19 protein-coding genes and 1 pseudogene are annotated in these 25,356 nt (G+C 70.7%); 12 read left to right on the top strand and 8 right to left on the bottom strand.

The genetic code is table 11. The annotated features are described in order from the left end of the window. Positions 1–103: 103 nt before the first annotated feature. Positions 104–856 carry a GntR family transcriptional regulator gene (locus ACYQ8Q_RS29805; RefSeq protein ID WP_358999503.1) on the bottom strand — a complete coding sequence of 251 codons (753 nt, stop codon included), beginning with the start codon at positions 854–856 and terminating at the stop codon, positions 104–106. Between the two features lie 147 nt (positions 857–1,003). Further along, positions 1,004–2,104 carry a DUF4190 domain-containing protein gene (locus ACYQ8Q_RS29800; protein WP_460069085.1) on the bottom strand — a complete coding sequence of 367 codons (1,101 nt, stop codon included), beginning with the start codon at positions 2,102–2,104 and terminating at the stop codon, positions 1,004–1,006. A gap of 265 nt (positions 2,105–2,369) precedes the next feature. Between ACYQ8Q_RS29800 and ACYQ8Q_RS29795 the strand changes: the two genes are divergently transcribed. From ACYQ8Q_RS29795 to ACYQ8Q_RS29765, 7 genes are all read left to right on the top strand, one after another. Beyond that, positions 2,370–3,599, top strand: coding sequence for a serpin family protein (locus ACYQ8Q_RS29795; protein ID WP_460069082.1), 1,230 nt, complete (start codon positions 2,370–2,372; stop codon positions 3,597–3,599). Between the two features lie 937 nt (positions 3,600–4,536). Then, entirely contained in the window at positions 4,537–5,547 is a 1,011-nt protein-coding gene (locus tag ACYQ8Q_RS29790; protein ID WP_460069080.1) for a LacI family DNA-binding transcriptional regulator, read from the top strand. A gap of 191 nt (positions 5,548–5,738) precedes the next feature. After that, a complete protein-coding gene (locus ACYQ8Q_RS29785) occupies positions 5,739–8,321 on the top strand; it encodes a beta-glucosidase family protein (protein WP_460069077.1) in 2,583 nt (860 codons plus the stop codon). A 101-nt stretch (positions 8,322–8,422) separates the two neighbouring features. Further along, positions 8,423–9,721: an extracellular solute-binding protein gene (locus tag ACYQ8Q_RS29780; protein ID WP_460069074.1), complete on the top strand. Its 1,299-nt coding sequence runs from the start codon at positions 8,423–8,425 to the stop codon at positions 9,719–9,721. A 37-nt stretch (positions 9,722–9,758) separates the two neighbouring features. Further along, on the top strand, positions 9,759–10,733 hold the full coding sequence (locus ACYQ8Q_RS29775; protein ID WP_460069073.1) for a carbohydrate ABC transporter permease: 975 nt from the start codon (positions 9,759–9,761) through the stop codon (positions 10,731–10,733). Positions 10,734–10,739: 6 nt separating this feature from the next. After that, positions 10,740–11,624, top strand: a complete 885-nt coding sequence (locus ACYQ8Q_RS29770) for a carbohydrate ABC transporter permease (RefSeq protein ID WP_460069071.1) — start codon at positions 10,740–10,742, stop codon at positions 11,622–11,624. 119 nt (positions 11,625–11,743) lie between these two features. After that, on the top strand, positions 11,744–13,384 hold the full coding sequence (locus ACYQ8Q_RS29765; RefSeq protein WP_460069068.1) for a glycoside hydrolase family 13 protein: 1,641 nt from the start codon (positions 11,744–11,746) through the stop codon (positions 13,382–13,384). Between the two features lie 186 nt (positions 13,385–13,570). Here ACYQ8Q_RS29765 and ACYQ8Q_RS29760 read toward each other — a convergent pair whose 3' ends face one another. From ACYQ8Q_RS29760 to ychF, 3 genes and pseudogenes are all read right to left on the bottom strand, one after another. Further along, positions 13,571–15,499: a hypothetical protein gene (locus ACYQ8Q_RS29760; protein ID WP_460069065.1), complete on the bottom strand. Its 1,929-nt coding sequence runs from the start codon at positions 15,497–15,499 to the stop codon at positions 13,571–13,573. Next, a pseudogene (locus ACYQ8Q_RS29755) lies at positions 15,496–15,774 on the bottom strand (helix-turn-helix domain-containing protein). Before ACYQ8Q_RS29755 ends, ACYQ8Q_RS29760 begins: the two are co-directional and overlap by 4 nt. A gap of 610 nt (positions 15,775–16,384) precedes the next feature. After that, positions 16,385–17,473: a redox-regulated ATPase YchF gene (gene ychF / locus ACYQ8Q_RS29750; RefSeq protein WP_460069063.1), complete on the bottom strand. Its 1,089-nt coding sequence runs from the start codon at positions 17,471–17,473 to the stop codon at positions 16,385–16,387. 1,422 nt (positions 17,474–18,895) lie between these two features. Between ychF and ACYQ8Q_RS29745 the strand changes: the two genes are divergently transcribed. Then, positions 18,896–19,261, top strand: a complete 366-nt coding sequence (locus ACYQ8Q_RS29745; RefSeq protein ID WP_460069060.1) for a DUF6542 domain-containing protein — start codon at positions 18,896–18,898, stop codon at positions 19,259–19,261. Between the two features lie 166 nt (positions 19,262–19,427). Here ACYQ8Q_RS29745 and ppgK read toward each other — a convergent pair whose 3' ends face one another. Further along, complete coding sequence (ppgK, locus tag ACYQ8Q_RS29740) at positions 19,428–20,183, bottom strand: polyphosphate--glucose phosphotransferase (RefSeq protein WP_460069057.1); 756 nt, start codon at positions 20,181–20,183, stop codon at positions 19,428–19,430. 29 nt (positions 20,184–20,212) lie between these two features. Beyond that, positions 20,213–21,232, bottom strand: a complete 1,020-nt coding sequence (locus ACYQ8Q_RS29735) for a 4-hydroxy-3-methylbut-2-enyl diphosphate reductase (RefSeq protein WP_460069054.1) — start codon at positions 21,230–21,232, stop codon at positions 20,213–20,215. A gap of 115 nt (positions 21,233–21,347) precedes the next feature. Between ACYQ8Q_RS29735 and xseA the strand changes: the two genes are divergently transcribed. The 3 genes from xseA to ACYQ8Q_RS29720 all read left to right on the top strand — a co-directional run bounded on the left by xseA (position 21,348) and on the right by ACYQ8Q_RS29720 (position 23,532). Continuing rightward, the gene (gene xseA / locus ACYQ8Q_RS29730; RefSeq protein WP_460069052.1) at positions 21,348–22,583 is read left to right on the top strand and encodes an exodeoxyribonuclease VII large subunit; all 1,236 of its coding nucleotides are present in this window, start codon (positions 21,348–21,350) and stop codon (positions 22,581–22,583) included. Continuing rightward, a complete protein-coding gene (locus ACYQ8Q_RS29725) occupies positions 22,567–22,788 on the top strand; it encodes an exodeoxyribonuclease VII small subunit (RefSeq protein ID WP_055639039.1) in 222 nt (73 codons plus the stop codon). The genes xseA and ACYQ8Q_RS29725 overlap by 17 nt, the downstream gene beginning before the upstream one ends. A 153-nt stretch (positions 22,789–22,941) precedes the next feature. Further along, positions 22,942–23,532 (top strand): malonic semialdehyde reductase, encoded by a 591-nt coding sequence (locus ACYQ8Q_RS29720; protein WP_460069049.1) that lies wholly within the window; start codon positions 22,942–22,944, stop codon positions 23,530–23,532. A 64-nt stretch (positions 23,533–23,596) separates the two neighbouring features. Here ACYQ8Q_RS29720 and ACYQ8Q_RS29715 read toward each other — a convergent pair whose 3' ends face one another. After that, entirely contained in the window at positions 23,597–24,121 is a 525-nt protein-coding gene (locus tag ACYQ8Q_RS29715; RefSeq protein WP_460069047.1) for a DUF4245 domain-containing protein, read from the bottom strand. Between the two features lie 126 nt (positions 24,122–24,247). Between ACYQ8Q_RS29715 and glpX the strand changes: the two genes are divergently transcribed. Then, positions 24,248–25,282 carry a class II fructose-bisphosphatase gene (glpX, locus tag ACYQ8Q_RS29710; protein WP_460069045.1) on the top strand — a complete coding sequence of 345 codons (1,035 nt, stop codon included), beginning with the start codon at positions 24,248–24,250 and terminating at the stop codon, positions 25,280–25,282. Positions 25,283–25,356: the final 74 nt, after the last annotated feature.

Here is a 25,356-nt window from a genome sequence, read left to right as displayed (position 1 = left end):
CAACTGCCGGAAGGGTGTGCGCCGCCCGCCGCGATGCGCTACCGCAAGGACGGCCGAGGACCGTCCCCCACCGCGCCCGGCCGTGCGGGCCCGGCCGTGCGGGCTATCTGACGGGCAGGTGGTAGGCGACGCGGTAGCGGTCGGCCGGGATGACCACGTCGGCCGTCTCCACGGGGCGGCCCGAGGCGTAGTACGTGCGCTGGACGACCAGGACGACATGGCCGGGGACACCGCCGAGGGCGAGGAGTTCCTCGGCGAGGCCCGGGCGGGCGCCCACCTCCTCCGTCACGTTGTCCACGATGACGTCGATGGCGCGCATCCGCTCGACCACGCCCATCCCGCCGAGCGGGCCCTCCTCGGGCAGCATGACGGGCGTACGGCCGGTGACGGCGAGGGGTTCCCAGGAGGTGGAGAGCATCATCGTCTCGCCGGCCTCCCGGAAGACGTACTTGGTGCACATCACGCGGTCCCCGGCCTTGATGCCCAGCCGCTCGGCGACCGCGCCGCTCGCCTCGGACTGCCGGCTGCTGGACTCCCAGGTCCCGCGGGCGTGCGCCTCGGCCTGCTCCTGGCGGAACGGTGTGGCCCCGCTCGCGGGCCGGTAGCCGGAGCGGGCGATACGGCGGGGCACCGGCCGCTCCCGGACATACGTACCGGATCCGGAGCGGCCCTCGACCAGGCCCTCGGCCATCAGGACCTTGCGGGCCTCCAGAGCGACGGTGTCCGAGACGCCGTACTCCTCGCGGATTCTGGCCTGGGACGGCAGCCGGGTGTGCGGTGGCAGCGAGCCGTCCACGATCTTCTTGCGGAGATCGCCCGCGACACGCAGGTACGCCGGCTGCTCACCGAATGTCACTGGCCGCTCCCATCAGGTTGTACAGACAGCTACAGCGTGGCAACCGTGGGTTCGACCATGCAAGCAAAGGCCAGAGAATCACTCGATGTGATGACATGTGCCTCGGAAAGGCTTTACGCAGGCAGTTTCTCCCCGCTATGGCCGCGCTCACACGTCTTCGCTGCCGCTCCCGCCGGTGCCGGAGCCGGCGCCACCGTCGTCGTACTCGTCCTCGTCGTACGAGGGCGGGGTGGTGGCCAGGCCCAGGGCCTTGCGGGCGGCCACGGTGGTGTCGCCGTCGACGTACGCGTAGCCGCTCTCGTAGTGCAGGTAGAAGCTGTCGGCGTCCCCCGCGGTGGCCGCCTTCGCCCAGTCCGCCCGCGCGTCCCGCATGTCCTCGACCAGGGCGTCCACCGGCTTCCCCGCGTCACCGGACCAGGTGTGGCCGTCCAGCGCCTCGGCCTGCTCGGCGAGCACGTCCCGGACGTCCGCCGCCCAGTCCTCGTTGGCGGCCAGGTCCTCCTCCGCGTAGTCCTCGGGCTCCTCGTAGAGGACCTCGTCGACCGCGGCCATCGCCTTCAGGAAGGCCAGCTGGTCGGCGTCCAGGTTCGTCTCGTCGGCGCGCAGCGAGCCGGTCAGGGTGCCGGTCTCGTCGGTGTGGGCGAAGACGCAGGTGATCTCGCGGTCGCCCCACCGCCAGCTGTCCGCGGTCGGCGTCAGGTAGTAGACGTCGACCTCGTCGCCCAGCGCCCAGGGGTCCATGGCGTACGCGTCCTGGAGGGTCCAGCACCTGTCCTCGGCCTGGTCCGTGACGTATCCGTCGCCCGGGTAGTCGTCGCCGGACAGCGGGATCGTGCCGAACACCTCGCCCTCGTGCGGGTCGGAGCAGGGCACCTCGTCGACGTCGTAGACATCCTGGTCGAAGCGGCCCGGGACGTCGAAGCAGTCGCCCTCGGCGAGCGAGTAGCTGCTGCCCCTCGCGCCCTCCTTGACGCCCTCCCAGAACTCGGAGGCGACGTTCGTGGACAGCGACAGCGCCCACAGCGCGAGGCCGAAGGAGGACACGACCGCGCCCGCGATCGCCATCCCCTTGCCGCGCTCTCCCCGCTTCCGGATCTGCACCAGCGCGATGATCCCGAGGATCAGCCCGACGGCCGGCAGGAAGCAGAGCAGACCCAGCACGAGCGCGGCGATGGCGACCCCGTTGACCGGCGCGGGGCGGGCGAAGGGCGTGTACCCCTGCCCCCAGACCTGGTACGGCCCGGGCACGGCACCGTAAGGGGCCTGGGGGGCTTGGGGGCCTTGGGGATACGGCCCCTGCGGATACGGTCCGTGCGGCTGCGGAGGCCGGTACGGGTCCTCGGGCTGCTGGGGCCCTGGGGGCGGGGGTATGGACACGAGTACCGTGCTCCTGGTTCGGGCGGATCGAGGCGGGGTGCGGGCAGTCTGGCAGCGGGGTCCGACAGTGGTGCGAAACTCGGATGCGACGGACGCGACTGGGCGGCATCGTAAGCGTGTGACTCATGGGGGCGGAATGCTGGTCGCGAACGCGACGATTCGGGCGGTGAACGCGCTTGCCGCGCGCTGGGCGGGGGAGATCCGCGCGGACGGGAACTCGGTCTTCTCGGCGGCGGGCGTCTGGCCCCTGCTGGCCTTCCTCGCGGACGGCGCCGAGGGGGCCGCGCGGGCGGAACTGGCGGACGCCCTCGGGGTGCCGGCGGATCAGGCGGCGGGGGCGGCGCGGGAGTTGCTCGCCGGGATGGACGCGATGCGGGGGCTGGACGCGGCCCTGGGCCTGTGGACGAAGCGGACCCTGGAGCTGCGGGAGCCCTGGGCGGCGGGGCTGCCCGCCGGGGCGCACGGGGTGCTCACCGGGGACGCGGAGGCCGACGCGACGGCACTGGACGCCTGGGCGGCGAAACGGACCGGTGGGCTGGTGGAGGCGATGCCGGTCACGGTGACGGACCGTACCGAGCTCGTGCCGGCGAGCGCGCTGGCCTTGCGGACCTGCTGGCTGCGGCCCTTCCAGGAGGACGGTCTGCTGCACACCCCGCACTGGCCCGAGGGGGACGTGCTGGCCCTGACGCGGGTGAGCGAGCTGCTGGACCGGATCGGCGTGGCGGACACGCCCGACGGCCAGGTCACCGAGCTGAAGGTCCTCGGCGACAACGCCCTCGACGTCCATCTGCTGCTCGGCGAGGAGCACATGACGCCGGGCCAGGTGCTGGGCGCCGGCGTGGGGCTGCTCTCCCGACGGTACCCGGTGGTGCCCGGTTCACGGCTGCCGTACGGCGCGGCGGGGCCCGGCGTGCGGGTGGCGAGGGAGCGTTCCGAGACGCCCCGTCCGCCGACGCTGCGGGTGACGACACCGGCGTTCCACATCACCGCCGACCACGATCTGCTCGAGCGGCACGAGCTGTTCGGGCTCACCACGGCCCGTGACACCGGGCACGGTCACTTCCCCGGCATCAGCGGCACCCTGCCCCTGGCGATCGGGGCGGGCGGGCAGTCGGCGGTGGCGAGGTTCGGCGCGACGGGGTTCGAGGCGGGCGTGGTGACCGCGTTCGGCATGGTCGGCTGCGGTGTGCCTCATGTGCGGTGGCTGGTCACGACCGTCCGGGCCTGCTTCGACCGCCCGTTCGGCTTCCTCGCCCTGCACCGCCACTCACGGCTGGTGCTCGCGACGGGATGGGTCACGGACCCCGAACGACTTCCTGAGGACCCCGAGGACCCCGATTACTCCGAGGACGCCGAGGACTTCTGACGAGGGGGTGGGGGGTCTGCAGACAAGGAAGGCCCTCCGCCCTGGTGGACACAAGAAGATGGGGCCCGATCCCGAAGGACCGGACCCCATCTGACCTGCATGTTTGCTAGATCAAGGTCGCCGCGCTCAGCGTCCCGTCAGACATTGAAGCGGAACATTCAGTTCAGCGCTCCCACCTGCGAAAACACCCCTTCGGATGATCGTATCCAGCACCCATCCAGCACCGTCGGGACTCATCCAGCACATCCAGCACGTCAAGCCGCGGAGACAGACTCCTCCGGACCCTCGACCGCAGGGCGCATGGCGTTCTGCATGATGTCTCGGCAACGATCCCACGCCTCAGGGACAAGGTGTACTGGCAATCCCGGTTATCCGTAACTGCGGAATGGGCCGCCAGGCGGTCGATCTCGAGTTGGTTGGTTCATCGGTCCCGTTCGGCTGCCCGCTGACCTCCCCGCTCTCCGTGAGAGCTCTGCGGCGGGGCCATGGTTCCTCGTGGGATGAGGTGGGGGCAGGGCGATGTCCCGGCCGCGGGTCCGCTTCGGAGTCGTTGATGAGTTCCAAGACCGGTTCAGCGGCTGAGCGGCCCATGCCGGAGGGGGCTGGGTGACGGTGGCCAGGTTGAGCCATGCGGATGTCAGCTGATCATGGAATCCGAGGATGGAGATGCGCTGGGCACCTCGATCTGCACGGTACGCAGGGTGGACAGGGTACAGACAGGCCATTCGCCCTGCTCGGCACAGAGGGCGCGAAAATCCCCCGAATGAGTTCGTTCCGGTGTGTTGACCGGTTGGGCCTCACGGTGCTTCACTGCCGGAACCGATTCCGAAACCGGTTCCGGAATCCCTCCCGGTACCGGTTTCACGGATCTCTGTAGGATCGGTTCCTTCGGTGCGGGACGAACATTGCCCGCAGTGGCATGGGGAGGGGAGGTGGCGTGGCCATCACCATCGCTGACGTGGCCTCGCGGGCCGGCGTCAGTAAGACGACGGTCTCGCGGGTGCTGAACGGCAAGGGCGAGATCCAGGAGGCCACGGTCCTGAGGGTCCGCAAGGCGATCTCGGAGCTCGGCTACGTGCCGAGTGCCGGGGCGGTCGGGCTCGCGCGTGGCAGTACTCAGGTGATCGGCATGCTGGTTCCGGAGATGAGCTGGGCGTGGACCGGGACGGTCGTGCAGGCGGTGCTCGACACGCTGGAGCGTGAGGGCTTCGGTATGCGGCTGCTGACCGGCAACCGCGGCGAGGAGTCACTGCGTCGGGTGGGTGTGCAGGTCGCGGCCAAGTCCTTCGACGGGCTGCTGGTGATCGAGCCTGAGGGAACCCTCGGGTACATCGCGGAGTTGCACGCGTCAGGGCTGCCGGTGGTACTGATCGACGATCGCGGTCACCGGCCGGGTTTCCCTTATGTGGAGACCACGAACCGGGAGGGGGGTGAGCAGGCGGCGCGCCACCTTCTGGAGATCGGTCGTCGTCGTCCGCTGATCGTGACCGGTCCGGAGGGCTACGGCTGTACGCAGGAGCGGCTGGCGGGCTTCGTCGATGCCTTCGCCGAGGCCGGCATCGCAGTCGACGGGCGTGGCATCTTCAGTGGTGGGTTCCTGTTCGAGGGCGGGCGGGCCGCGGTGCGGCGGGCGCTGGCGGACGGCGTGGCCTTCGACGCGGTCTTCGCGCACAACGACGCCTCCGCGGCCGGGGTCGTGACCGGGCTGCGGGAGGCCGGGCTGGAGATTCCTCGGGATGTCGCCGTGGTCGGCTTCGACGACGTCGAGCTGGCGTCCTACACCTACCCGGCGTTGACCACGATCCGTCAGCCGATGCGGGAGATGGGCGAGTCGGCGGTGCGCATGCTGCTGGAGCATGTGCGCGGCTCGCCTCAGGCCGCCGCCTCGTGTTCCCTTGCCACTTCTCTTGTGGTCCGGGGGTCGACCGTCCAGCCGACTCCGAGCTGATCCGAACTCCTGCAGACGCGCGAGGCACGGTTGCCTCGCGGTGGAGAGGGTGCGCGGTGTGCTGCCGCTGAGTGCCGCACCGCGCCTGCCTTCTTGAATGTTCCGCCGACTTTTCTCGGCCTTCCTCTTCGTCGCGCATGGGCTGATTTGGCATGCCCGCTTGCGGTGGGGAGAGGCTTGGAAGGATCTTCATGTCCTGTGTTCCCTGGCCCGTCGACGCCGAGCTTCGCCGTCGCGTCGCCGCTCTGGATCTTCCGTCGAAGGTGCGGTTGCTGACGGGTGAGACCGTGTGGCGGCTGCCTGCCGAGCCCCGGCTGGGGCTGCTGCCGGTGACGACGTCGGACGGTCCACAGGGTGTGCGGGGCACCGGAGACGACCCCGAAGCCACCGGGCTACTGGCCCCGGCGCCCAGCGCGCTGGGCGCGACCTGGGACAAGGCGCTCGCACAGCGGCTGGGTGGTCTGTTCGCGAACGAGGCGCACCGCAAGGGTGTGGACGTGTTGCTGGCGCCGGAGGTGAACCTGCAGCGCACCCCGGTCGCGGGACGGCATTTCGAGTACTTCTCGGAGGATCCGCTGCTCACGGGCACGTTGGCCGGCGCCGTGGTCCGTGGTCTGCAGGAGCGGGGTGTGGGCGCCTGTCTGAAGCATTTCGTGGCCAATGATTCGGAGACCGACCGCACCCGGTACCGCTCCCGGCTGGACGAGCGCACGCTGCGCGAGGTGTATCTGGCCCCGTTCGAGCAGGCTCTCGCCGAAGCCGCGCCGTGGAGTGTGATGGCCGCGTACTCGGGGGTCGACGACGGGGTGCAGGCGGCGCCGATGACCGAGCACAGCCGGCTGCTGCGCGAGGTGCTGAAGGGCGAGTGGGGTTTCGACGGGCCCGTGATCAGCGACTGGGCCGCCACCAATTCCACTGTGGCGTCGGCGGCCGGCGGCCTGGATCTGGTGATGCCGGGGCCGGAGGGCCCGTGGGGCGAGGCCCTGGTTGCCGCGGTCCGCGCGGGCCAGGTGTCGCAGCAGCTCATCGACGACAAGGTGCTCCGGCTGCTGCGTCTGGCCCGCCGTACCGGCCGGCTCGGCGAGCAGGGGGCGCGCGCTGAGGACATGCCCGCGAGGCCGTCCGGTTCGTTGGAGGCCGCCTCGCCCGCGCCGGAGGAGTTCGCGCTGCTGCGGGAGGTCGCCGCCCGGGCCACCGTGGTGCTGCGGGATGAGCCGAAGCTGCTGCCCCTGGCGGCGGACGGCCTTGGCAGCGTCGCGCTGATCGGCCCGAACGCGGTGGCGCCCTACCTCCAGGGCGGCGGCAGCGCGTTCGTGCCCGCTGTGCGCACGGTGTCCTTCGAGCAGGGGCTGCGTGCCGCGCTGCCGTCACAGGTGCGGCTGACGGTGCACCGGGGCGGGGACTCCCGGCGCCGCCCGCCCTTCGTCCCGGACGCGATGCTCACCGTGCCCGGCGAGGGCGACCGCTTCGGCACTCCCGGAATGCGGGCGGATCATGTCGGCGCCGACGGAACGATCCTGCGCAGCACGGTCCGGACGAGCGGGGACTGGACGTCGTACGACGATTTCTGCGCGGCCACGCGCCGCGTCGTCCTGTACACCGTGCTGACGCTGTCCGAACCGGGAGTGCACCGGCTGGAGTTCGGATGCACCGGGCGTTTCACCGTCGCGGTCGACGGCGAGGAGGTCCTGTCCGGCAACGACGACCGGGGGGTCGAGCACATCCTCGACTCCACCCACCACCACCCCGCGTTGCGGGGCATCGACGTGGAGGTGGGGCCCGAGCCGCGTCGGCTGTCCGTCCGGATCGACCTGCGCGTGATCGAGGCCGGCGGCTACGGCCGCTTCGTCACCGCCCAGCTGCGTCATGCCCCGCCCGGGCCGACGCCGTACGAGGAGATCGCCGAGGCGGCCGCCGCGGCTGAGGCGGCCGATGTGGCCGTGGTCGTGGTGGGCACCAACGAGGAGATCGAGTCCGAGGGCTGGGACCGCACCGGGCTGGATCTGCCGGCCCCGCAGGACGAGCTGGTGCGCAAGGTGCTGGCCGCCAACCCGCGCACGATCGTGGTGGTCAACGCGGGTGCCCCGGTGCTGCTGCCCTGGGCGTCGGAGGCTCCGGTCCTGCTGTGGGGGTGGCTGCCGGGCCAGGAGGCCGGGCATGCGCTGGCCGACGTCCTGTTCGGGCGCACCGAGCCGTCCGGCCGTCTGCCGTGGACGCTGCCCGCCCGTGCGGAGGACGTTCCGGTGCCCCATGCCCTTCCCCGGGAGGGGATCGTGGCCTACGACGAGGGCGTCCACGTCGGCCATCGCTCCTGGGACCGCCAGGGCCTTGATCCCGCCTTCCCGTTCGGGCACGGCGTGGGCTGGACCTCATGGGACTACGAGTCCGTGTCCCTCCCCGAACCGTCCGTCTCCGCCGCAGCCCTGACCTGCCCCGCAGGCGGAGACGGACTCCAGCTGACCGTGGAGGTGACCAACACCGGCCCACGGGAGGGCCGGGAGGTCGTCCAGGTCTACCTGGAGCCGCCCCAGGACGGCCTTGACCGGCCTGTCCGCCTGCTCGCCGGTTTCACCACCGTGCGGGCGGAGGCAGGCGCCCGGACCACCGCCCAGGTGCACGTGCCCAGCCGCGTCTTCCAGGTCTGGGACACCCGGAAGCGCGCCTGGCACACGCCGCCCGGCCTCTACCGGCTGCGTGTCGGCCGCTCCAGCCGCGATCTGCGCCTGGGCGTCGAGGTGATCGCGGACGGCGACCGCCTCATTCCGGCCGGCTGACCCCTCCTACCCCGTCCTTCCCCCCTCTCGCATGCCGTTCCACCCGGGCTGGCCTACTGGCCGCCTTCCGCAGGACTGTTCAACCGCAAAGGAGCCGCACGATGCGTACCACCTCCCGATCCACCACCAGAACCGTGCAAGCCGTGTGCGTCACCATCACCGCCGCCTTGCTGGCCACCGCCTGCGGCCGGTCCGCCGACTCTGAGCCCGGCACCGACGCCCCGGCGACGCTCGGCACCGGGAAGGCCAAGGGCAAGCTGGTCATGTGGTCGATGGGCGACCCCGACAAGGCCCTCAAGAGCCTGGCCGCGACGTTCCAGCAGCAGAACCCGGACGTGAAGATCCAGATCACCGCCGTGCCGTGGGACGCCGCCCACGAGAAGCTGACCACCGCGATCGCAGGCGGCAACACCCCCGACCTGTCGCTGATCGGCTCCACCTGGATGGCCGAGATGGCTTCCATGAACGGCTTCCAGGCGACCCCCGCCTCGTTCGAGTCGTCCGCGTTCTTCCCCGGCCAGTGGGACACAACGAAGTACAAGAACACCGCCTACGGGGTGCCGTTCATCGCCGACACCTCGGTGATCTACTACCGGACCGATATCACCACCAAGGCCGGTATCAAGGGAGCCCCGGCCGACGACTGGGACGGCTACCTGAAGGACCTGAAGGCCGTTCAGGCCACCGCGGGCAAGCAGAACCCCAAGCTGCGCAATGCCACCGGCCTGCTGATGGGCTTCAACTCCTGGCTGTTCTGGCTGCCGATGGTGTGGCAGCAGGGCGGCGACATCTACGACCCCCAGACCAAGAAGTTCACCTTCGACTCCCCCGCGGTGACCAAGGCCCTGCAGTACTACGGCACCATCTTCAAGGACGGACTGGCGCCGACCGACAAGACCGACCAGAACCAGGGCTTCCAGGACGGACTGCTCGGCACCCTGCAGCAGGGCGCCAGCACGGGCGGCAACCTCCACCTCAACGCCCCGGCCCTCGACAGCAAGTGGCAGACCATGCCGCTGCCCAAGGGCACGCAGTCGGCCGGTCTGGCCGGCGGCAGCGACTTGGCCGTCTTCAAGGACGCCAAGAACTCCGACGCGGCCTGGAAGTTCGTCAAGTTCCTCGCCGAGCCGAAGAACCTCGCCACGTACGCGGACGCCACCGGCAACCTGCCCGCGGCCGTACAGTCCTGGTCGCAGGGGAAGCTGAACCAGGACCCCAAGATGGCCGCCTTCCAGGCCCAGCTGAAGGTCACCAAGGCGCCCCCGGCGATCACCACCTGGCAGCAGATCGCCGACGTCATCGACTCCCAGCTGGAGCAGCTCGCCTACGGCAAGACCACCGTCGCCAAGGTGCAGCAGACGCTGCAGTCCAAGGCCAGCAGCATCGGCACCGGCCGCTGACCGGCCGCGGCATCCCCCGCACGGACGGATGACCCTCATGCCCACGAACACCCTTCCCGGACGGGAAACCCACGAACAGCCCGCCACCGGCCCCGCGTCGACGGACCGCCGCCGCATCCTGAGGCTCGGACGGACCCCGCACGGCCGCCAGGCCCGCGCGGCGTGGATCCTCGCCGCCCCGTTCCTCGCCCTGTTCCTCGCCTTCATGCTGCTGCCGGTCGTCTGGTCCCTGGTGATGAGCCTGACCGACACCCAAAGCGCCGACCTGCGCACTCCGCTGAACGTGTCGTTCATCGGCTTCGACAACTACGTCCGGCTCTTCGAGGACGAGCAGTTCCGTCACGCCCTGCGCAACACCGCCGTCTTCGTCCTGGTCGGCCTACCCCTCACCCTGGCGGCCGGCCTGGCGGCCGCGGTCGTCCTCAACCACGGAATCCGCCGCTTCCGCGCCGTCTTCCGGGTCGGCTTCTACCTCCCGGTGATCACCAGCGTCGTCGCCGTCGCCGTCGTGTGGAAGACCCTCCTCGAACCACGGGCCGGTCTGGTCAACACCGTCCTCGCTTGGTTCGGGATCGACGGCCCCGCCTGGCTGGCCGACACCCGCTTCGCCCTGCCGGTCATGATCCTCATGGCGGTATGGCGCAACCTCGGCACTGTCATGATCATCATGTTGGCCGGGCTGCAGTCGGTGCCACAGTCCCTGATGGAGGCGGCCGAACTCGACGGCGCCGGGGCCTGGCAGCGGTTCTGGCGCGTCACCTTTCCGCTGCTGCGCCCCGCCCTGCTGCTGACCGCGGTGACCACCGGCATCGGCTACCTGCAGTTCTTCGACGAGCCGTTCGTCATGACCGACGGCGGCCCGCTGGACTCCACCCTGTCCGCCACGATGTACGCCTACAAACAGTTCGGCAACGGCAACTACGACGTCGCCTCGGCCGCCGGCTACGTCGTCTTCGTCCTGATCATCGCTCTCACCGTGCTGCAGTTCCGCGTGCTGCGCGACAAGGACTGATGCCCCATGACCACCCTCACCACCGCCCCCGCGCCGCCGCACACCGACCAGGCACAGCGCCGCCGGCGCATCCGCCAGGAATGGGGCCATCCCTGGCTCTACCTGCCTCTCGCCGGCCTCCTGCTGCTCATGATCGCCCCGTTCCTGTGGATGCTGTCCGGGGCGTTCAAACCCGAGGCGGACATCCGCAAGGTCCCGCCCGTCCTGATCCCCACCCACCCCACGCTGGCGAACTACCGGGAGCTGTTCAGCAACCTCGACTTCACGAGCATGTTCGCCAACTCGGCGATCGTGGCCGCGGCCGTCACCGCCGGGAACCTGCTGTTCTGCTCGATGCTCGGCTACGCCCTGGCCAAACTGGAGTTCCGCGGGCGGCGCGCCGTGTTCACCCTCGTCATCGCCACCCTGATGGTGCCGGGCCTGGCCACCTTCGTCCCGCTGTACGTGCTGGTGGCCAACCTGAAACTGACCGGCTCCCTGCTCGGGCTGATCCTGCCGTTCCTGGCCACCCCCTTCGGGGTGTTCCTGATGCGGCAGTTCATCTCCGGCCTGCCCGACGAACTCATCGACGCCGCCCGCGTCGACGGCTGCCGCGAACTGGCCATCTACTGGAAGATCATCCTGCCGCTGACCCGACCGGCCCTGGCCACCCTGGGGATCATCACCTTCCTCGGCTCCTGGAACAACTTCCTGTGGCCACTGGTCGTCGCCCAGAACGAAAGCCAGTACACCCTCCCCGTCGGACTCGCCCTCGCCAGCGGCGGACAGGACTTCACCCGCTTCGGCATCCTCCTCGCCGGCAGCGTCGTCGTCCTGCTCCCCGTGATGATCGTCTTCCTGCTCTTCCAGCGCCACTTCGTCGCCGGCATCGCCACCACCGGCCTGAAGTGACCCCACGCACGTCACGCCCGTGCGCTCCGGCCCCGTCGGCCTGAGCACGGGCGCGGCCAGGCAGCTGCTCCTTCCGGCCCGGCCCTCACCATGCCCCCTTGAAAGGACGCTTCAGCACCATGCCTTCCTCCACGCCCTGGTGGCGCTCCGCCGTCATCTACCAGGTCTACATCCGCAGCTTCGCCGACGGCGACGGCGACGGCGTCGGCGACATCACCGGCCTGCGCTCCCGCCTGCCGTACCTGAAGTCGCTCGGCGTGGACGCCCTGTGGATCAACCCCTGGTACAAGTCCCCGATGGCCGACGGCGGCTACGACGTCGCCGACTTCCGCGCCATCGACCCGCTGTTCGGCACAGTCGCCGACGCCGAGCAGCTCATCGCCGAAGCCCACGAGCACGGGATCCGCATCATCCCCGACATCGTCCCGAACCACACCTCCGATGAGCACGCCTGGTTCCAGGCGGCACTGGACGCAGGCCCCGGCAGCCCGGAGCGCGACCGTTACGTCTTCCGGCCCGGGCGCGGCCCCGACGGCACCCAGCCGCCCAACAACTGGGTCTCCTGCTTCGGCGGCCCGGCCTGGACCCGTCTGCCCGACGGCGAGTGGTACCTGCACCTGTACGCCCCCGAACAGCCCGACCTCAACTGGCAGCATCCCGACGTCCACGCCGAGTTCGAGTCCATCCTGCGGTTCTGGTTCGACCGGGGTGTCGACGGGTTCCGCATCGATGTCGCCCATGGACTCGTCAAGGACCCCGAACTGCCCGACCTGCCCCCGCGCTCCGACACGGCAGACGGGCAGCGACTCCACCACGTCGAGCACCCGCACTGGGACCGCGACGAGGTCCATGCCATCTACCGCGCCTGGCGCAAGGTCGCCGACGGGTTCGACGGCGACCGGGCCTTCGTCGCCGAAGCCTGGGCCGACACCCCCGAGCGCCTCGCCGCCTACGTCCGCCCCGGTGGCCTGCACACCGCGTTCAACTTCGACTTCCTCATGGCCAGCTGGGACCCCAAAGACCTCCGCACGGTCATCGACGACTCCCTCGCCATGCTCAGCGGCGTCGGCGCACCGGCCACCTGGGTGCTTTCCAACCACGACGTCATGCGCCACACCAGCCGCTACGCCCGCAAGACCGTCGCACGCTGGGTCCCCAACGAGCGCTACCAGCCCCAGGGCACCGTCGACCTCGAACTCGGCACCCTCCGCGCCCGCGCTGCAGCCCTCCTCATGCTCGCGCTGCCCGGCGGCGCCTACATCTACCAGGGCGACGAACTCGGCCTCCCCGAGGTCGAGGACCTGCCCGAGTCCGTTCTCGAGGACCCCATCTGGGAACGCTCCGGCCACACCGACAAGGGCCGCGACGGCTGCCGCGTCCCCATCCCCTGGTCCGGTCAGGCGGAGCCGTTCGGCTTCAGCCCCGAGGACGCCTACGCCGCCCCCTGGCTGCCCCAGCCCGCGAACTGGAACCAGCTCACCGTGGAGGCACAGACCGGCGACGAGACGTCGATGCTGGAGCTGTACCGCACCGCCCTCCGCCTGCGCCGCGACCACCCCGCTCTCGGCGACGGCACCATGACCTGGCTCGACGCCCCCGCAGGAGTCCTTGCCTTCCGCCGCGAGCCCGGCTTCATCTGCGTGGTCAACCTGTCGGACTTGGCCTACCGCCTCCCGGACCACACCGCGATCCTGCTCGCCAGCGGCCCGATAACGGACGGACTTCTGGAACCGGACCGCGCGGTCTGGCTCAAGGCCTAACGGTCCCCCCCCTCGGGGGCGAGCGTCCCCTCTCAAATCGCCAGGGCCTCTCCGGTATCACTCCCCGCTGACCGGAGAGGCCCTGGCCCCTTGCACAACGGACAGCCGCAGACCCCGCCGATACGGAAACATAGGGCAGCGGTTGCCAGGGCCGCTCTGAGGCGGCATCAAGGTGGTCAGCCACTGTCATGGTGGCCGGCACTCGGTTCCCGCCACTGACGGGATCAGCTCTTGGAGCGTTGGCTGAGTTCGGCGGCGTACTGGGCGCGGGGGCCACCCGCGGCGGCGGCCCAGCCAGTGGCCGCTCCGATGGAGACGCCGAGGACCTCGCTGAGGACGGCGGGGGGGCATCTGCGCCGCGAGGTCCATCAGCGCGCTGTTGCGTCCGCGCCGGGAGGGCAGGCCGTAGGACGCGAGGCGCGTGCGCAGTTGGCGGGGGCTGCGAGGGCGGCCCGGGTGGGTACCGGGCAGGAGCCAGGAGTGGTCCGTGCTCCGGCCGAGCGCAAGGGCTCCGTCGCGGTCTTCGGCGAGGTGGATCAGGAGCTGGTCCAGTGGTGGAGGGACGGTGACAGGGTGGGGGCCGAGGGCAAGACGGATGCCTACGCCGGTGATGAGGACCTGGTCGGTGGTGAGAGCGGCGATCTTGGTGAGGGGCTGGCCGTACAGAAGTACGAGGAGGCCGGCGACGCGGTCGACAGCGGCGATGGAGTCGTCGTGCAGGAAGCGGTGGACCAGGCGCCAGCGGTCGGCATCGTCGGGCAGCGTCCGGTACGGCTTGGCGCTGGGCATCGGTGGGAAGGCGACTGGGCGGCGGATGTGGTTGTGGCACGCGGCCCAGCGGACGAAGCCGCAGGCCTTGAACCGCATCACGGTGCCCTCGGCGAGCCAGGTGTCGATGTCGTGCTGGCTGCAGGCAGCGAGCGGGGCTCCGTGCTCGCGCAGCCACTTGAGGAACTGGGCGGACTGGGCGAGGCAGTAGCGGACGTTGGCCGCGGTGTGAGGTGACAGAGGGCGGCCGGGGTGGTGCTTGCGGCGCAGGCGACGCAGGTAGTGCCAGGTGACGAAGGCGTGCAGGAGCCGGCGCTCGACAGGATCGGTGGTGTTCTTGAGGAACTGGGAGACCCAGCGTTCCAGCGCGGCGAGTTGCTCGTCGCGTTCGGGCAGCACGTGGGTGGCGACGAGGATCATGCGGAGCATACGGGTGCGGTCGGCCGGGGCGAGCTGGTCGAGCATGCCGTGGGTGACCGGCATGCCAGTGTTGCGGATCTGGCTGAGCAGCGCGGCCCGCCCGGGTCTGTTCAGCCACTCCAGTACCGAGGACGGTTTGCCGCCAGCAAGAGCACGGAAGACGGGTTCCAAACCCGGGGCCACGATGCCGCGGTCGTCACCGAGGAGTTCGCGAAGGCGGTCGGGTGCGGCGCAGGTTTCGCACAGGCCGTGGCGGGCGGGGATCGCGGGAGTGAGGAGGTGGGCCGAGCCGCGGGCACCGTCGCCGGTGAGGAGCGAGGGAACGGTCTCCAGCTCGCAGGTGAGTCTGCGGACGGCGAACGGCTTGGGCGCTGCCTGCCGCAGTACCTCCTTCAGCGTCGCCTCGTCCAGGCCCGTGTCCAGCCGGACCAGATGAGCGAGCACCGTAGCCGGGTACTGGTCGGGATCATCCCTCCGGGCACACTGCGCACACTGGCTGCGCCCCTGCCGGTCCCGGCGGGCCACCGACCGTGCCACCCCGCAGACGCTGCACACCTCCCGGCGCGAAAATCGCCGGTGCCCACAGGTCCCGCAGATCCGAACCGTCCCCTTGATGTAAGGCAGCGGCCTCTGTCGGCCGCAGCTCCCGCAGCCAGCCGGCACCACGCGCACGGCCCCCGCCCGCCGCAGCGCGGCGATCAGGTCCCCGACGATGCGCGGGCCCTGCGGCCGGCCGGACGTCAGCAGACCGGGGTCCTCCTGAAGACCCCGGGCAAGACGGCGGCGCCGCGTCCGGTCCGGCGCCACCTGCGCCACCACCCTCGCCACGACATCCGTCCCCAGCGCCGGCTCGGCGCACAGCACCGCCCGGAGGATCACTCCGTCCGGGTCAGCGGCGTACCCCGACAGCTCGTCGGCCGTGCTCACCCGTCCGAATCCTTCACGATGCGGGCCCGCCGGGGCCTGAACGAGCCCACCCCCTCCTCTCCGCCGTCACCAGCAGCGCGCCGACGCGCCGGGGAAGCGGCGGCCACCGGCTCGATGAGCTCCTCCATCCGGCAGTCGAGGATGTCCATCAGCGCCACCAGCGTCTTCAGGCTGAGCCGCTCAGGCTTCTCGACCACCAGGCGTTAGACCTGGCTCGGCGACAGGTCGATGCCCCGCTCGGCCAGCAGGGGCCGCAGGCCAGTGGTGGAGAACATGCCCCGGCCCCCTGCCTTTCACCAGGGCCGACACTGCGAGGCAAGTCCGTGCACCGGTCACTGGTCCCCCAGAACTGGTCCCCAAGGCAACGTCGCGCGCCCTCGTGCTTTGGAGACCAGAGGGCCCGTCTCAACGTCGGCGGGGCAGCCGTGGCGCACGTCCAAGAGCCGCCACTGGATCAAGAGGCCGGTTCGCCAAGGCCAGCCACGGCGTGAGTTCGCACCATGCTCTGGTCCCCAACTCTGGTCCCCGGACTGACCAGGCGCTTTCCCCCTCCATCGCGCACGCACGCAGACGTCGCCTGGCGCAGACAGGGAGATCGCAATGTCCGTCAACGACGCAGACAATGATCAGGAGAAGCGCCGGTTTGGCCAACCGGCGATCCCGTGTTGTAGCCACCCGGCATAGACGCCAACGGGGAGGCCAGAGTGACGAATGCAACAGGCGGCTTCCGAGCCCTTGGCGGCAGGCTCGGGCCGGCCGAGGGCGCCCAGTCTCCACGCCCAGTCTCCACTCGTATCCGCGAGACAGTTCTGATCACAGCAGCACATCACACGCAGGAGACCTGCCGAGCCGGTCCCCGAAGAGGACAGAGAGCGGCGGCGAAAACTAAACGTTGAACCGGAACTCTACGACGTCGCCGTCCTGCATGATGTAGTCCTTGCCCTCCATGCGGGCCTTGCCCTTGGCGCGGGCCTCGGCGACCGAGCCGGTCTCCACCAGGTCGGCGAAGGAGATGACCTCGGCCTTGATGAAGCCCTTCTGGAAGTCGGTGTGGATGACACCGGCCGCCTCGGGGGCCGTCGCGCCCTTCTTGATGGTCCAGGCGCGGGATTCCTTGGGGCCGGCCGTGAGGTACGTCTGGAGGCCGAGGGTGTCGAAGCCGACGCGGGCGAGGGTCGCGAGGCCGGGCTCCTCGGCGCCGACCGACTCCAGCAGCTCCATGGCGTCCGCCTCGTCCAGCTCGGCGAGGTCCGCCTCCAGCTTGGCGTTGAGGAAGATCGCCTCGGCCGGGGCGACCAGGGCGCGCTGCTCGTCCTTGAAGCCGTCGTCGGTCAGCTCGTCCTCGTCGACGTTGAAGACGTAGAGGAACGGCTTGGTGGTGAGCAGGTGCAGGTCGTGCAGGAGCTCGGCGCGCTCGCCGCCCTGGACGATGCCCTGGGAGAACAGGGTGTCGCCCTTCTCCAGGATCTCCTTGGCCTCCTCGACGGCCTTGACCTTCGGGGCCACGTCCTTCTTGATGCGCGACTCCTTCTGGAGGCGCGGAAGGACCTTCTCGATCGTCTGGAGGTCGGCCAGGATCAGCTCGGTGTTGATCGTCTCGATGTCGTCCTTGGGCGAGACCTTGCCGTCGACGTGCACGACGTTCTCGTCCTTGAAGGCGCGGATGACCTGGCAGATCGCGTCGGACTCGCGGATGTTCGCCAGGAACTTGTTGCCGAGGCCCTCGCCCTCGGAGGCGCCGCGCACGATGCCGGCGATGTCGACGAAGTCGACCGTCGCCGGGAGGATCCGCTGGGAGGAGAAGATCCCGGCCAGCTTGGTGAGGCGGGCGTCGGGGACGCCGACCACGCCGACGTTCGGCTCGATCGTGGCGAACGGGTAGTTGGCCGCCAGCACGTCGTTCTTGGTCAGGGCGTTGAACAGGGTCGACTTGCCGACATTCGGCAGACCGACGATTCCGATCGTGAGCGACACGTTGCGACTTCCCGTAGTCAGAGGGCCAGGGGGCCGGTTCCCGTGGTGAGAGGGCCGGGGGCGGGCCGAGAGGCCGACCGATCCACCAGTTTACGGCGTGCCGGGCACCGGGCCTGCGGCCCTCCCGAACGCGTGGCCGACGTCCGTTCCCCGGCGTGTCCGACACCGGATTCGGCACATAAACCGACCTAAGTTGGTGCAGTGGAGCAACACAGGACGCGATCCCCGCAGAGCGCGCCGCGCCGCGAGCCGGCTTCGCCACCGCCGCTGCCACCTCAGACGGCCCGGGAAACCTCGTCGGGGGTGAGGCCCGGGACGCGGGTGGCGGCGGAGTCGGAGGCGGAGGCCCACTTTGAGCTGCGGCCACGGCTGGAGGGGGGCGGGGAGCCGACGGAAGGTTCTGAAGGGGATTCCGCCCGGGGTTCGACCGGGGATTTCGCAGCGGGTTCCGTAGGGGGTTCGGCACGAGGTTCCGCGGCGGGTTCGGTACGGGATTTCGCAGCGGGTTCGGTACGGGGTTCCGTACGGGATTCCGCAGGCGGGAGGGGGTATGGGCCGGCGTGTGCCGACGCGGGGAACGGCCGACACTCGGTGCCGCCTCGCCCGTCGGAGCCGCCCCGGCCTACGAAGTTGCCCGCCCGGTCGAGGGCACGGCACCTGTCAGGGGCTTCCCGCCCGGCGCCGGTCGTGGCCCAGCGGGCGGAGGAGGGCCGGGATCCGACACCGGACGCGCGACCCTTCGCCGGTCGACGACCGTCCGCAGGTCCCGGTCCGTCCGCAGGTCCCGGTCCGTCTGGAGATCCTGAGCCGTCTGCAGGTCCCGGGCAGGCTGCAGGTCCCAGGCAGGCTGTAAGTCTTGGGCCGGGCGAGGGTCCCGGGCCGTCCGGAGGCCCAAGGCCGTCGACAGGCCTGCGGGCGTCCACAAGTCCCCGACCCTCGGCAGGCCTGCGGCCGTCCTCGGACGCCGTGCCGTCCGGGGGCGCCCCGCCCTCCGCCGGTCAGCGTGCTGCCTTCGGCCGACGGTCTTCCTCTGGCGGTCGTCCCTCCCCGGGTGGCGGGCCCGTTCCTGGCGACCGCCCCTTCCCGGGTGACAGGCACTTTCCTGGTGACCGCCCTTCCCCGGGCAGCGGATCCTCAGCCGACCGTCGCCCCTCCCCCCATGGCGGGCTCAGCCCCGGTGGCGGGCCCGTTCGCCGTGGCGGTCCCTCCACCAGCGGGCGCCCCTCCAGTGGGCGCTCCTCCCGTGGGCGCTCCTCTCCCACCCGTCGTCCCTCCCCCGCTCGTCGTCCCTCCCCCACCGGTCGTGCTTCCACCGCCTCCGGCACGCCCCCGTTCCCGTCCAGGTCCGCCGGAGCGGCCGGGGCGCGGTGGCCGAATCCGCGGCTCACCGGGCTGGGGAGCGGGCTGTTCGGAGGGTTGGTGATGTTCGTGGTCGGGGGTGTGGACGAGCTGCTGTTCGGCAGCTCGCTGACCGCGTACGGCGTTCTGTTCCTGCCGGTGTCCCTGCTGGTCGCGCTGTGGGTGCGCCCGGGGGATCTGCTGTCGGCGCCCGTCGTCGTGCCGATCGCCTTCGCGGTGGGGCTGCTGCCCGTCGCCGGGGGTGCGGACGGGCTCGGGACACGGCTGATGGGGCTGGTCACGGCGCTGGCCACGCAGGCCGGCTGGCTCTACGCCGGAACGCTGCTCGCGGCCGCGACCGTCCTGGTACGGGGCGTACGCAGGGCAGCGGCCCGCCGCCGGACCACGAGCGCAAGCCGGGGCCGACGCCCCTCGGGCCGGGCTTCCTGATCCGCTCCACCACGCCGGACGAGGCGGCGCCGTTCGAGGCAGGGCCGCCCGACCGCGAGCCGGGACCCGCGCGGCGCAGGGGCGTACTTCCTCAACCGATCCGGGCTCGGGCCGACCGCGCCGCGCCGCGCCGCAACGGGACGCGACCGCCCCGCCGGGCCCCGCCTCAGTCGGTCCGGCCGCTCGTCGTCGTCCTCATCGCCGCCCCCACGATCCCCGCGTTGTTCTGCAGCTGGGCCGGGACGATCTCTGCCTTGATGCCCTCGATGTAGTGCAGGAACTTCTCCGACTTGCGGCTGACTCCGCCGCCGATGATGAAGAGCTCCGGAGAGAACAGCATCTCGACGTGGGCGAGGTACTTCGTGACCCGGCGGGCCCAGTGTTCCCAGGTCAGCTCGTGGTCCTCCTTCGCCTTGCTGGAGGCCCGCGTCTCCGCGTCGTGGCCGTTCAGTTCGAGGTGGCCGAGTTCGGTGTTGGGGACGAGGACGCCGTCCGTGAAGACGGCGCTGCCGATGCCCGTGCCGAAGGTCAGCAGGATGACCGTGCCCGCGCGGTCGCGGCCGGCGCCGAAGGCCATCTCGGCGACGCCCGCCGCGTCCGCGTCGTTGACGACGGTCACCGGGAGGCCGCCCAGCCGCTCACTGAACAACGCGCGCGCGTCGGTGTCGATCCAGGCCTTGTCGACGTTGGCCGCCGTACGGATGTGGGAGCCGCCGGTGACCACGCCGGGGAAGGTGAGGCCGACCGGTCCCGTCCAGCCGAAGTGCTCGACGACTTCCTTGACGCCGTCGGCCACCGCATCGGGCGTCGCCGGATGCGGGGTGAGCACTTTCAGGCGCTCCTGAGCCAGGTCGCCCTTGTCCAGGTCCACAGGGGCGCCCTTGATCCCTGATCCGCCGATGTCCACGCCGAAGATCTGCATGGCCCTACGTTACGACGGACGACTGACCGTCACTCGCCCGAGGAGTCCTCGGCACCGCTGCCGCCGCGTGCCGCCACCAGGGCGGCCGCCTCCTCGCGGAGGTCACGGCGCAGCTCCTTGGGCAGCGAGAAGGTGATGTGCTCGTCGGCGGCCTTGACCAGCTCGACGTCGTCGTAGTCGTGCTCGGCGAGGAAGGCGAGGACCTCCTCGACGAGGACCTCGGGGACGGAGGCGCCGGAGGTGACACCGACCGTGCTCACGCCCTCCAGCCAGGCCGCGTCGATCTCGCTCGCGAAGTCCACCAGGTACGAGGCGCGGGCGCCGGCGAGCTTGGCGACCTCGACGAGCCGCTTGGAGTTGGAGGAGTTGCGCGAGCCGACCACGATGACCAGCTCGGCCTCGGCGCCCATCTGCTTCACGGCGAGCTGACGGTTCTGCGTGGCGTAGCAGATGTCGTCGCTCGGCGGGGAGATGAGCTGGGGGAACTTCTCCTTGAGTGCGTCGACCGTCTCCATGGTCTCGTCGACCGAGAGGGTGGTCTGGGACAGCCAGACGACCTTGGAGGGGTCGCGGACCTCCACCTTGGCGACATCGCCCGGGCCGTCGACGAGCTGGATGTGGTCGGGGGCCTCGCCGGAGGTGCCGATGACCTCCTCGTGGCCCTCGTGGCCGATCAGGAGGATGTCGTAGTCGTCCTGGGCGAAGCGGACGGCTTCCTTGTGGACCTTGGTGACCAGGGGGCAGGTCGCGTCGATCGTGGCGAGCCGCCCGCGCGCGGCCTCCTCGTGGACGACGGGGGCGACCCCGTGCGCGGAGAACATCACGATGTTGCCCGGCGGGACCTCCTCGGTCCGCTCGACGAAGATCGCGCCCTTCTTCTCCAGGGTCTGCACGACGTACTTGTTGTGGACGATCTCGTGCCGGACGTAGACCGGGGCCCCGTACTGCTCCAGGGCCTTCTCGACGGCGATCACGGCGCGGTCCACACCCGCGCAGTAGCCCCGGGGAGCGGCGAGCAGGACACGGCGGCGGGCTGGCGAAGCAGTCATGTGTCCCATCGTAAGGCCGCCCGCCGTACCGTTCGTAAGGCCGCCCGCCGTACCCTCCCGCGCCCGCCGCACGCGCTCGGCGGCGTTGTCGGTGCCTGCCGATACTCTCGGTCGCATGGCTGTGAACACGTCCGCGGACGCCCCGCTGCCCGTCGGCGAGGTGTCCCGGCTCATCGGGGGGTGGATCGAGCGGCTCGGCGCCGTGTGGGTCGAGGGGCAGATCACCCAGTTGTCGCGGCGTCCGGGGGCGGGCGTCGTGTTCCTGACGCTGCGGGATCCCTCGCACGACATCTCGGTGGGCGTGACCTGTTACCGGCAGGTCTTCGACACCGTCGCGGACGTCGTCGGGGAGGGCGCCCGGGTCGTCGTCCACGCGAAGCCGGAGTGGTACGCGCCGCGGGGGCAGCTGTCGCTGCGGGCCGTGGAGATACGGCCGGTGGGGGTCGGGGAGCTGCTGGCCCGGCTCGAGCAGCTGAAGAAGTCGCTGGCGGCGGAGGGGCTGTTCGCGGCCGACCGGAAGAAGCCGCTGCCGTTTCTGCCGCAGCTGATCGGGCTGGTGTGCGGGCGGGCGTCCGCCGCGGAGCGGGATGTGCTGGAGAACGCCCGGCACCGGTGGCCCGCGGTCCGCTTCGAGGTGCGCAATGTCGCGGTGCAGGGGGTGCACGCGGTGTCGCAGGTCGTCCAGGCCGTGAAGGAGCTGGACGAGATCCCCGAGGTCGATGTGATCGTCGTGGCGCGGGGCGGTGGCAGTGTGGAGGATCTGCTGCCGTTCTCCGACGAGCAGCTGGTGCGGGCGGTCGCCGCCTGCCGTACGCCCGTGGTCTCGGCCATCGGGCACGAGCCGGACCATCCGCTCCTCGACCATGTGGCCGATCTGCGGGCCTCCACTCCCACGGACGCCGCGAAGAAGGTCGTACCGGACGTCGGTGAGGAGCTGGAGCGGGTGCGGATGCTGCGCGGGCGGGCGCGGCGGTGTGTGGAGGGGTTCGTGGAGCGGGAGGAGCGTGGGCTCGCGCACGCTCTGGGGCGGCCGGTGATCCGGGATCCGCAGCGGATGGTCGAGGAGCGCGCCGATCAGGTCACCTCGCTCGTCGAGCGGTCCCGGCGCACGCTGGGGCATCTGCTGGACCGCGCCGACTCCGAGCTGACGCACACCCACGCGCGCGTGGTGGCCCTCTCGCCGGCCGCGACGCTGAAGCGGGGGTACGCGGTGCTGCAGCGGGCCGACGGGCATGCGGTCCGGGATCCGGGCGAGGTGGGCGCGGCGGAGGTGCTGCGCGCGCGGGTCGCCGAGGGCGAGTTCACGGTTCGAGTCGAGGAGAGGGAAAGACCGCATGACGAGCAAGGCTGAGGAAGCCCTCGGGTACGAGCAGGCCCGGGACGAGTTGATCGATGTCGTACGACGTCTGGAGGCGGGGGGTACGACGCTGGAGGAGTCGCTCGCCCTGTGGGAGCGCGGGGAGGAGCTGGCCAAGGTGTGCCGGCGCTGGCTGGAGGGCGCGCGGGCGCGGCTGGACGCGGCGCTGGCCGAGGAGGGGGAGGCGGACGGCGAGTGAACGCGGTGGCGGGGGCGTGCCCCTGTGAGCCGGGTCACCGCGACCCGGCTTTTGTTGAAACTTGAACCTCTCCTCGCGTACGGTCGTCGACATCAGCCGATCCGGACCACGGTCCGGAACGGAGTCAGGCGCCCCACGCTAGGAAGTCCACGCATGTCTCTCGTTCTTGACCCCACCGCCCAGGACCTGCTGTTCCGCGAGGCCCACACCGCGAACACCTTCACCGACGAGCCGGTGACCGACGAGCAGATCCAGGCGATCTACGACCTGGTCAAGTTCGGCCCGACCGCCTTCAACCAGACCCCGCTGCGCATCACCCTGGTCCGCTCGGCCGAGGCCCGCGAGCGGCTGGTCCAGCACATGGCCGACGGCAACAAGGCCAAGACCTCCACGGCCCCGCTGGTCGCGATCCTCTCTGCGGACAACGAGTTCCACGAGGAGCTGCCGACCCTGTTCCCGGCCTTCCCGCAGGCCAAGGACCTGTTCTTCGCCGAGCGCGCGGCCCGCGAGGGCGCCGCCGGGATGAACGCCGCCCTCCAGGCCGCCTACTTCATCATCGGCATCCGCGCCGCCGGTCTGGCCGCCGGCCCGATGACCGGGCTCGACTTCGAGGGCGTCCGCAAGGAGTTCCTCGACGACGACCACACCCCGCTGATGGTGATCAACATCGGCAAGCCCGGCCCGGACGCCTCCTACCCGCGTTCCCCGCGCCGCGCGTACGACGAGGTCGTCACCACCGTCTGAGCGGACCCGCACATCGAAGAGGCCCCCGGCTGACCGGGGGCCTCTTCGTGCGTCGGGGGCTCGCTCACGCCGTCTTCAGCGCCTTCGCCATCTCCGTCAGACGGTCGAAGGACGCCGTCCCCGCGACGACCGTCGTCGAGCCGTCGGTGCCCTGGAGGACCAGGGCGTCGTAGCGGCCGCCGGTGTAGCGGGTCCAGGTGCGCCCGGCGATGTCCTCGGTGACCTTGGTCGCCGTGGCGCCCTGGCTCGCCTGCTCGATGAACTCCGCGCGCTTCTGAGTGGACTGCTCGATCGCGACGTACTCCCCGTCGGGAGCGTGGAAGCCGAGGTGCCAGGAGTCGGAGTCGGCGCCCCGGAAGCGCACCGAGGTCGCCTTCCAGCTCTCGGGCAGGCCCTCGGGCGCGGCCACCGGGTACGACGCCGCGCGGCGGGCCGTGAGCAGCTCCACGCGGTAGTCGACCCGCTTGACGTCGGGAGCGGTCTCGTCGTGCGGGACGAAGAGGTAGATCACATACGCCGCGATGACGATGAGGCCCAGGGAGAGAATCATGTCCCGGGCCGTCTTCTGCTTGCCGTTCGAACCTGCCACGTCCCTATCGTCGCAGGTGCCCGGTCCGCTCATCCGTGGGGTCCCCTGCTCATTTTGTCGGACTGACGATAGAGTCGAGGATCGAACCCTCATCCGGCCGTCGTCGTATCAGAAAGGTGCGCTCCGATGACCGAGAATCATCACCTGCCGTCCGAGCTCGATGTCCCCTCCGAAGCCCCCGACCGCAACCTCGCCCTGGAACTGGTCCGCGTGACCGAAGCCGCCGCGATGGCCGCGGGCCGCTGGGTGGGACGCGGCGACAAGAACGGCGCCGACGGTGCCGCGGTGCGCGCGATGCGGACCCTCGTCTCGACCGTCTCGATGAACGGCGTCGTCGTCATCGGTGAGGGCGAGAAGGACGAGGCGCCGATGCTGTTCAACGGTGAGCGCGTCGGCGACGGCACCGGGCCGGAGGTGGACATCGCCGTCGACCCGATCGACGGGACCACGCTGACGGCCAAGGGCATGCCGAACGCGATCGCGGTACTCGCGGCGACCGAGCGGGGCGCGATGTTCGACCCGTCCGCCGTGTTCTACATGGACAAGCTGGTCACCGGCCCGGAGGCGGCCGAGTTCGTCGACATCAACGCACCCGTCGAGGTCAACATCCGGCGGGTCGCCAAGGCCAAGCGGGCCACTCCGGAGGACGTCACCGTCGTCATCCTGGACCGGCCGCGGCACGAGGGCATCATCAAGGAGATCCGGGACACCGGCGCGCGCATCAAGCTGATCTCCGACGGCGACGTGGCCGGCTCGATCCTGGCGCTGCGCGAGGGCACCGGCATCGACCTGCTGCTCGGCATCGGCGGTACGCCGGAGGGCATCATCTCGGCCTGCGCGGTGAAGTGCCTGGGCGGCACCATCCAGGGCAAGCTGTGGCCCAAGGACGACGAGGAGCGGCAGCGGGCGGTCGACGCGGGGCACGATCTCGACCGGGTGCTGACGACCGAGGACCTGGTCCAGGGCGAGAACGTGTTCTTCGTCGCCACCGGGATCACGGACGGGGAGCTGCTGCGCGGAGTGCGGTACCGGTCGGAGACGGCGACGACCGACTCGATCGTGATGCGGTCGCGGTCGGGGACCGTCCGGCGGATCGACTCCGAGCACCGGCTCAGCAAGCTGCGGGCCTACAGCGCGGTGGACTTCGATCGCGCCAAGTAGCGGGGGCGTGCGGTGCGTTGGCGAGTGCGGGCCGATCGTGGCTGATCGCGCCCACGCGGCGGAGCCGCATATCG

The organism is Streptomyces sp. YKOK-I1 (genome assembly GCF_054660435.1).
Note: the sequence above shows the minus strand (reverse complement) of the source record. Positions and strands in the feature narration are given on the sequence as shown.

Bases quoted from the DNA above. Each gene is read 5' to 3' on its own strand.
- ACYQ8Q_RS29725 (WP_055639039.1), top strand. From the start codon at position 22,567: ATGACGAGCAAGGCTGAGGAAGCCCTCGGGTACGAGCAGGCCCGGGAC.
- glpX (WP_460069045.1), top strand. From the start codon at position 24,248: ATGACCGAGAATCATCACCTGCCGTCCGAGCTCGATGTCCCCTCCGAA.
- ppgK (WP_460069057.1), bottom strand. From the start codon at position 20,183: ATGCAGATCTTCGGCGTGGACATCGGCGGATCAGGGATCAAGGGCGCC.
- ACYQ8Q_RS29720 (WP_460069049.1), top strand. From the start codon at position 22,942: ATGTCTCTCGTTCTTGACCCCACCGCCCAGGACCTGCTGTTCCGCGAG.
- ACYQ8Q_RS29770 (WP_460069071.1), top strand. From the start codon at position 10,740: ATGACCACCCTCACCACCGCCCCCGCGCCGCCGCACACCGACCAGGCA.
- xseA (WP_460069052.1), top strand. From the start codon at position 21,348: ATGGCTGTGAACACGTCCGCGGACGCCCCGCTGCCCGTCGGCGAGGTG.
- ACYQ8Q_RS29735 (WP_460069054.1), bottom strand. From the start codon at position 21,232: ATGACTGCTTCGCCAGCCCGCCGCCGTGTCCTGCTCGCCGCTCCCCGG.
- ACYQ8Q_RS29780 (WP_460069074.1), top strand. From the start codon at position 8,423: ATGCGTACCACCTCCCGATCCACCACCAGAACCGTGCAAGCCGTGTGC.
- ACYQ8Q_RS29785 (WP_460069077.1), top strand. From the start codon at position 5,739: ATGTCCTGTGTTCCCTGGCCCGTCGACGCCGAGCTTCGCCGTCGCGTC.
- ACYQ8Q_RS29795 (WP_460069082.1), top strand. From the start codon at position 2,370: ATGCTGGTCGCGAACGCGACGATTCGGGCGGTGAACGCGCTTGCCGCG.
- ACYQ8Q_RS29775 (WP_460069073.1), top strand. From the start codon at position 9,759: ATGCCCACGAACACCCTTCCCGGACGGGAAACCCACGAACAGCCCGCC.
- ACYQ8Q_RS29745 (WP_460069060.1), top strand. From the start codon at position 18,896: ATGTTCGTGGTCGGGGGTGTGGACGAGCTGCTGTTCGGCAGCTCGCTG.
- ACYQ8Q_RS29765 (WP_460069068.1), top strand. From the start codon at position 11,744: ATGCCTTCCTCCACGCCCTGGTGGCGCTCCGCCGTCATCTACCAGGTC.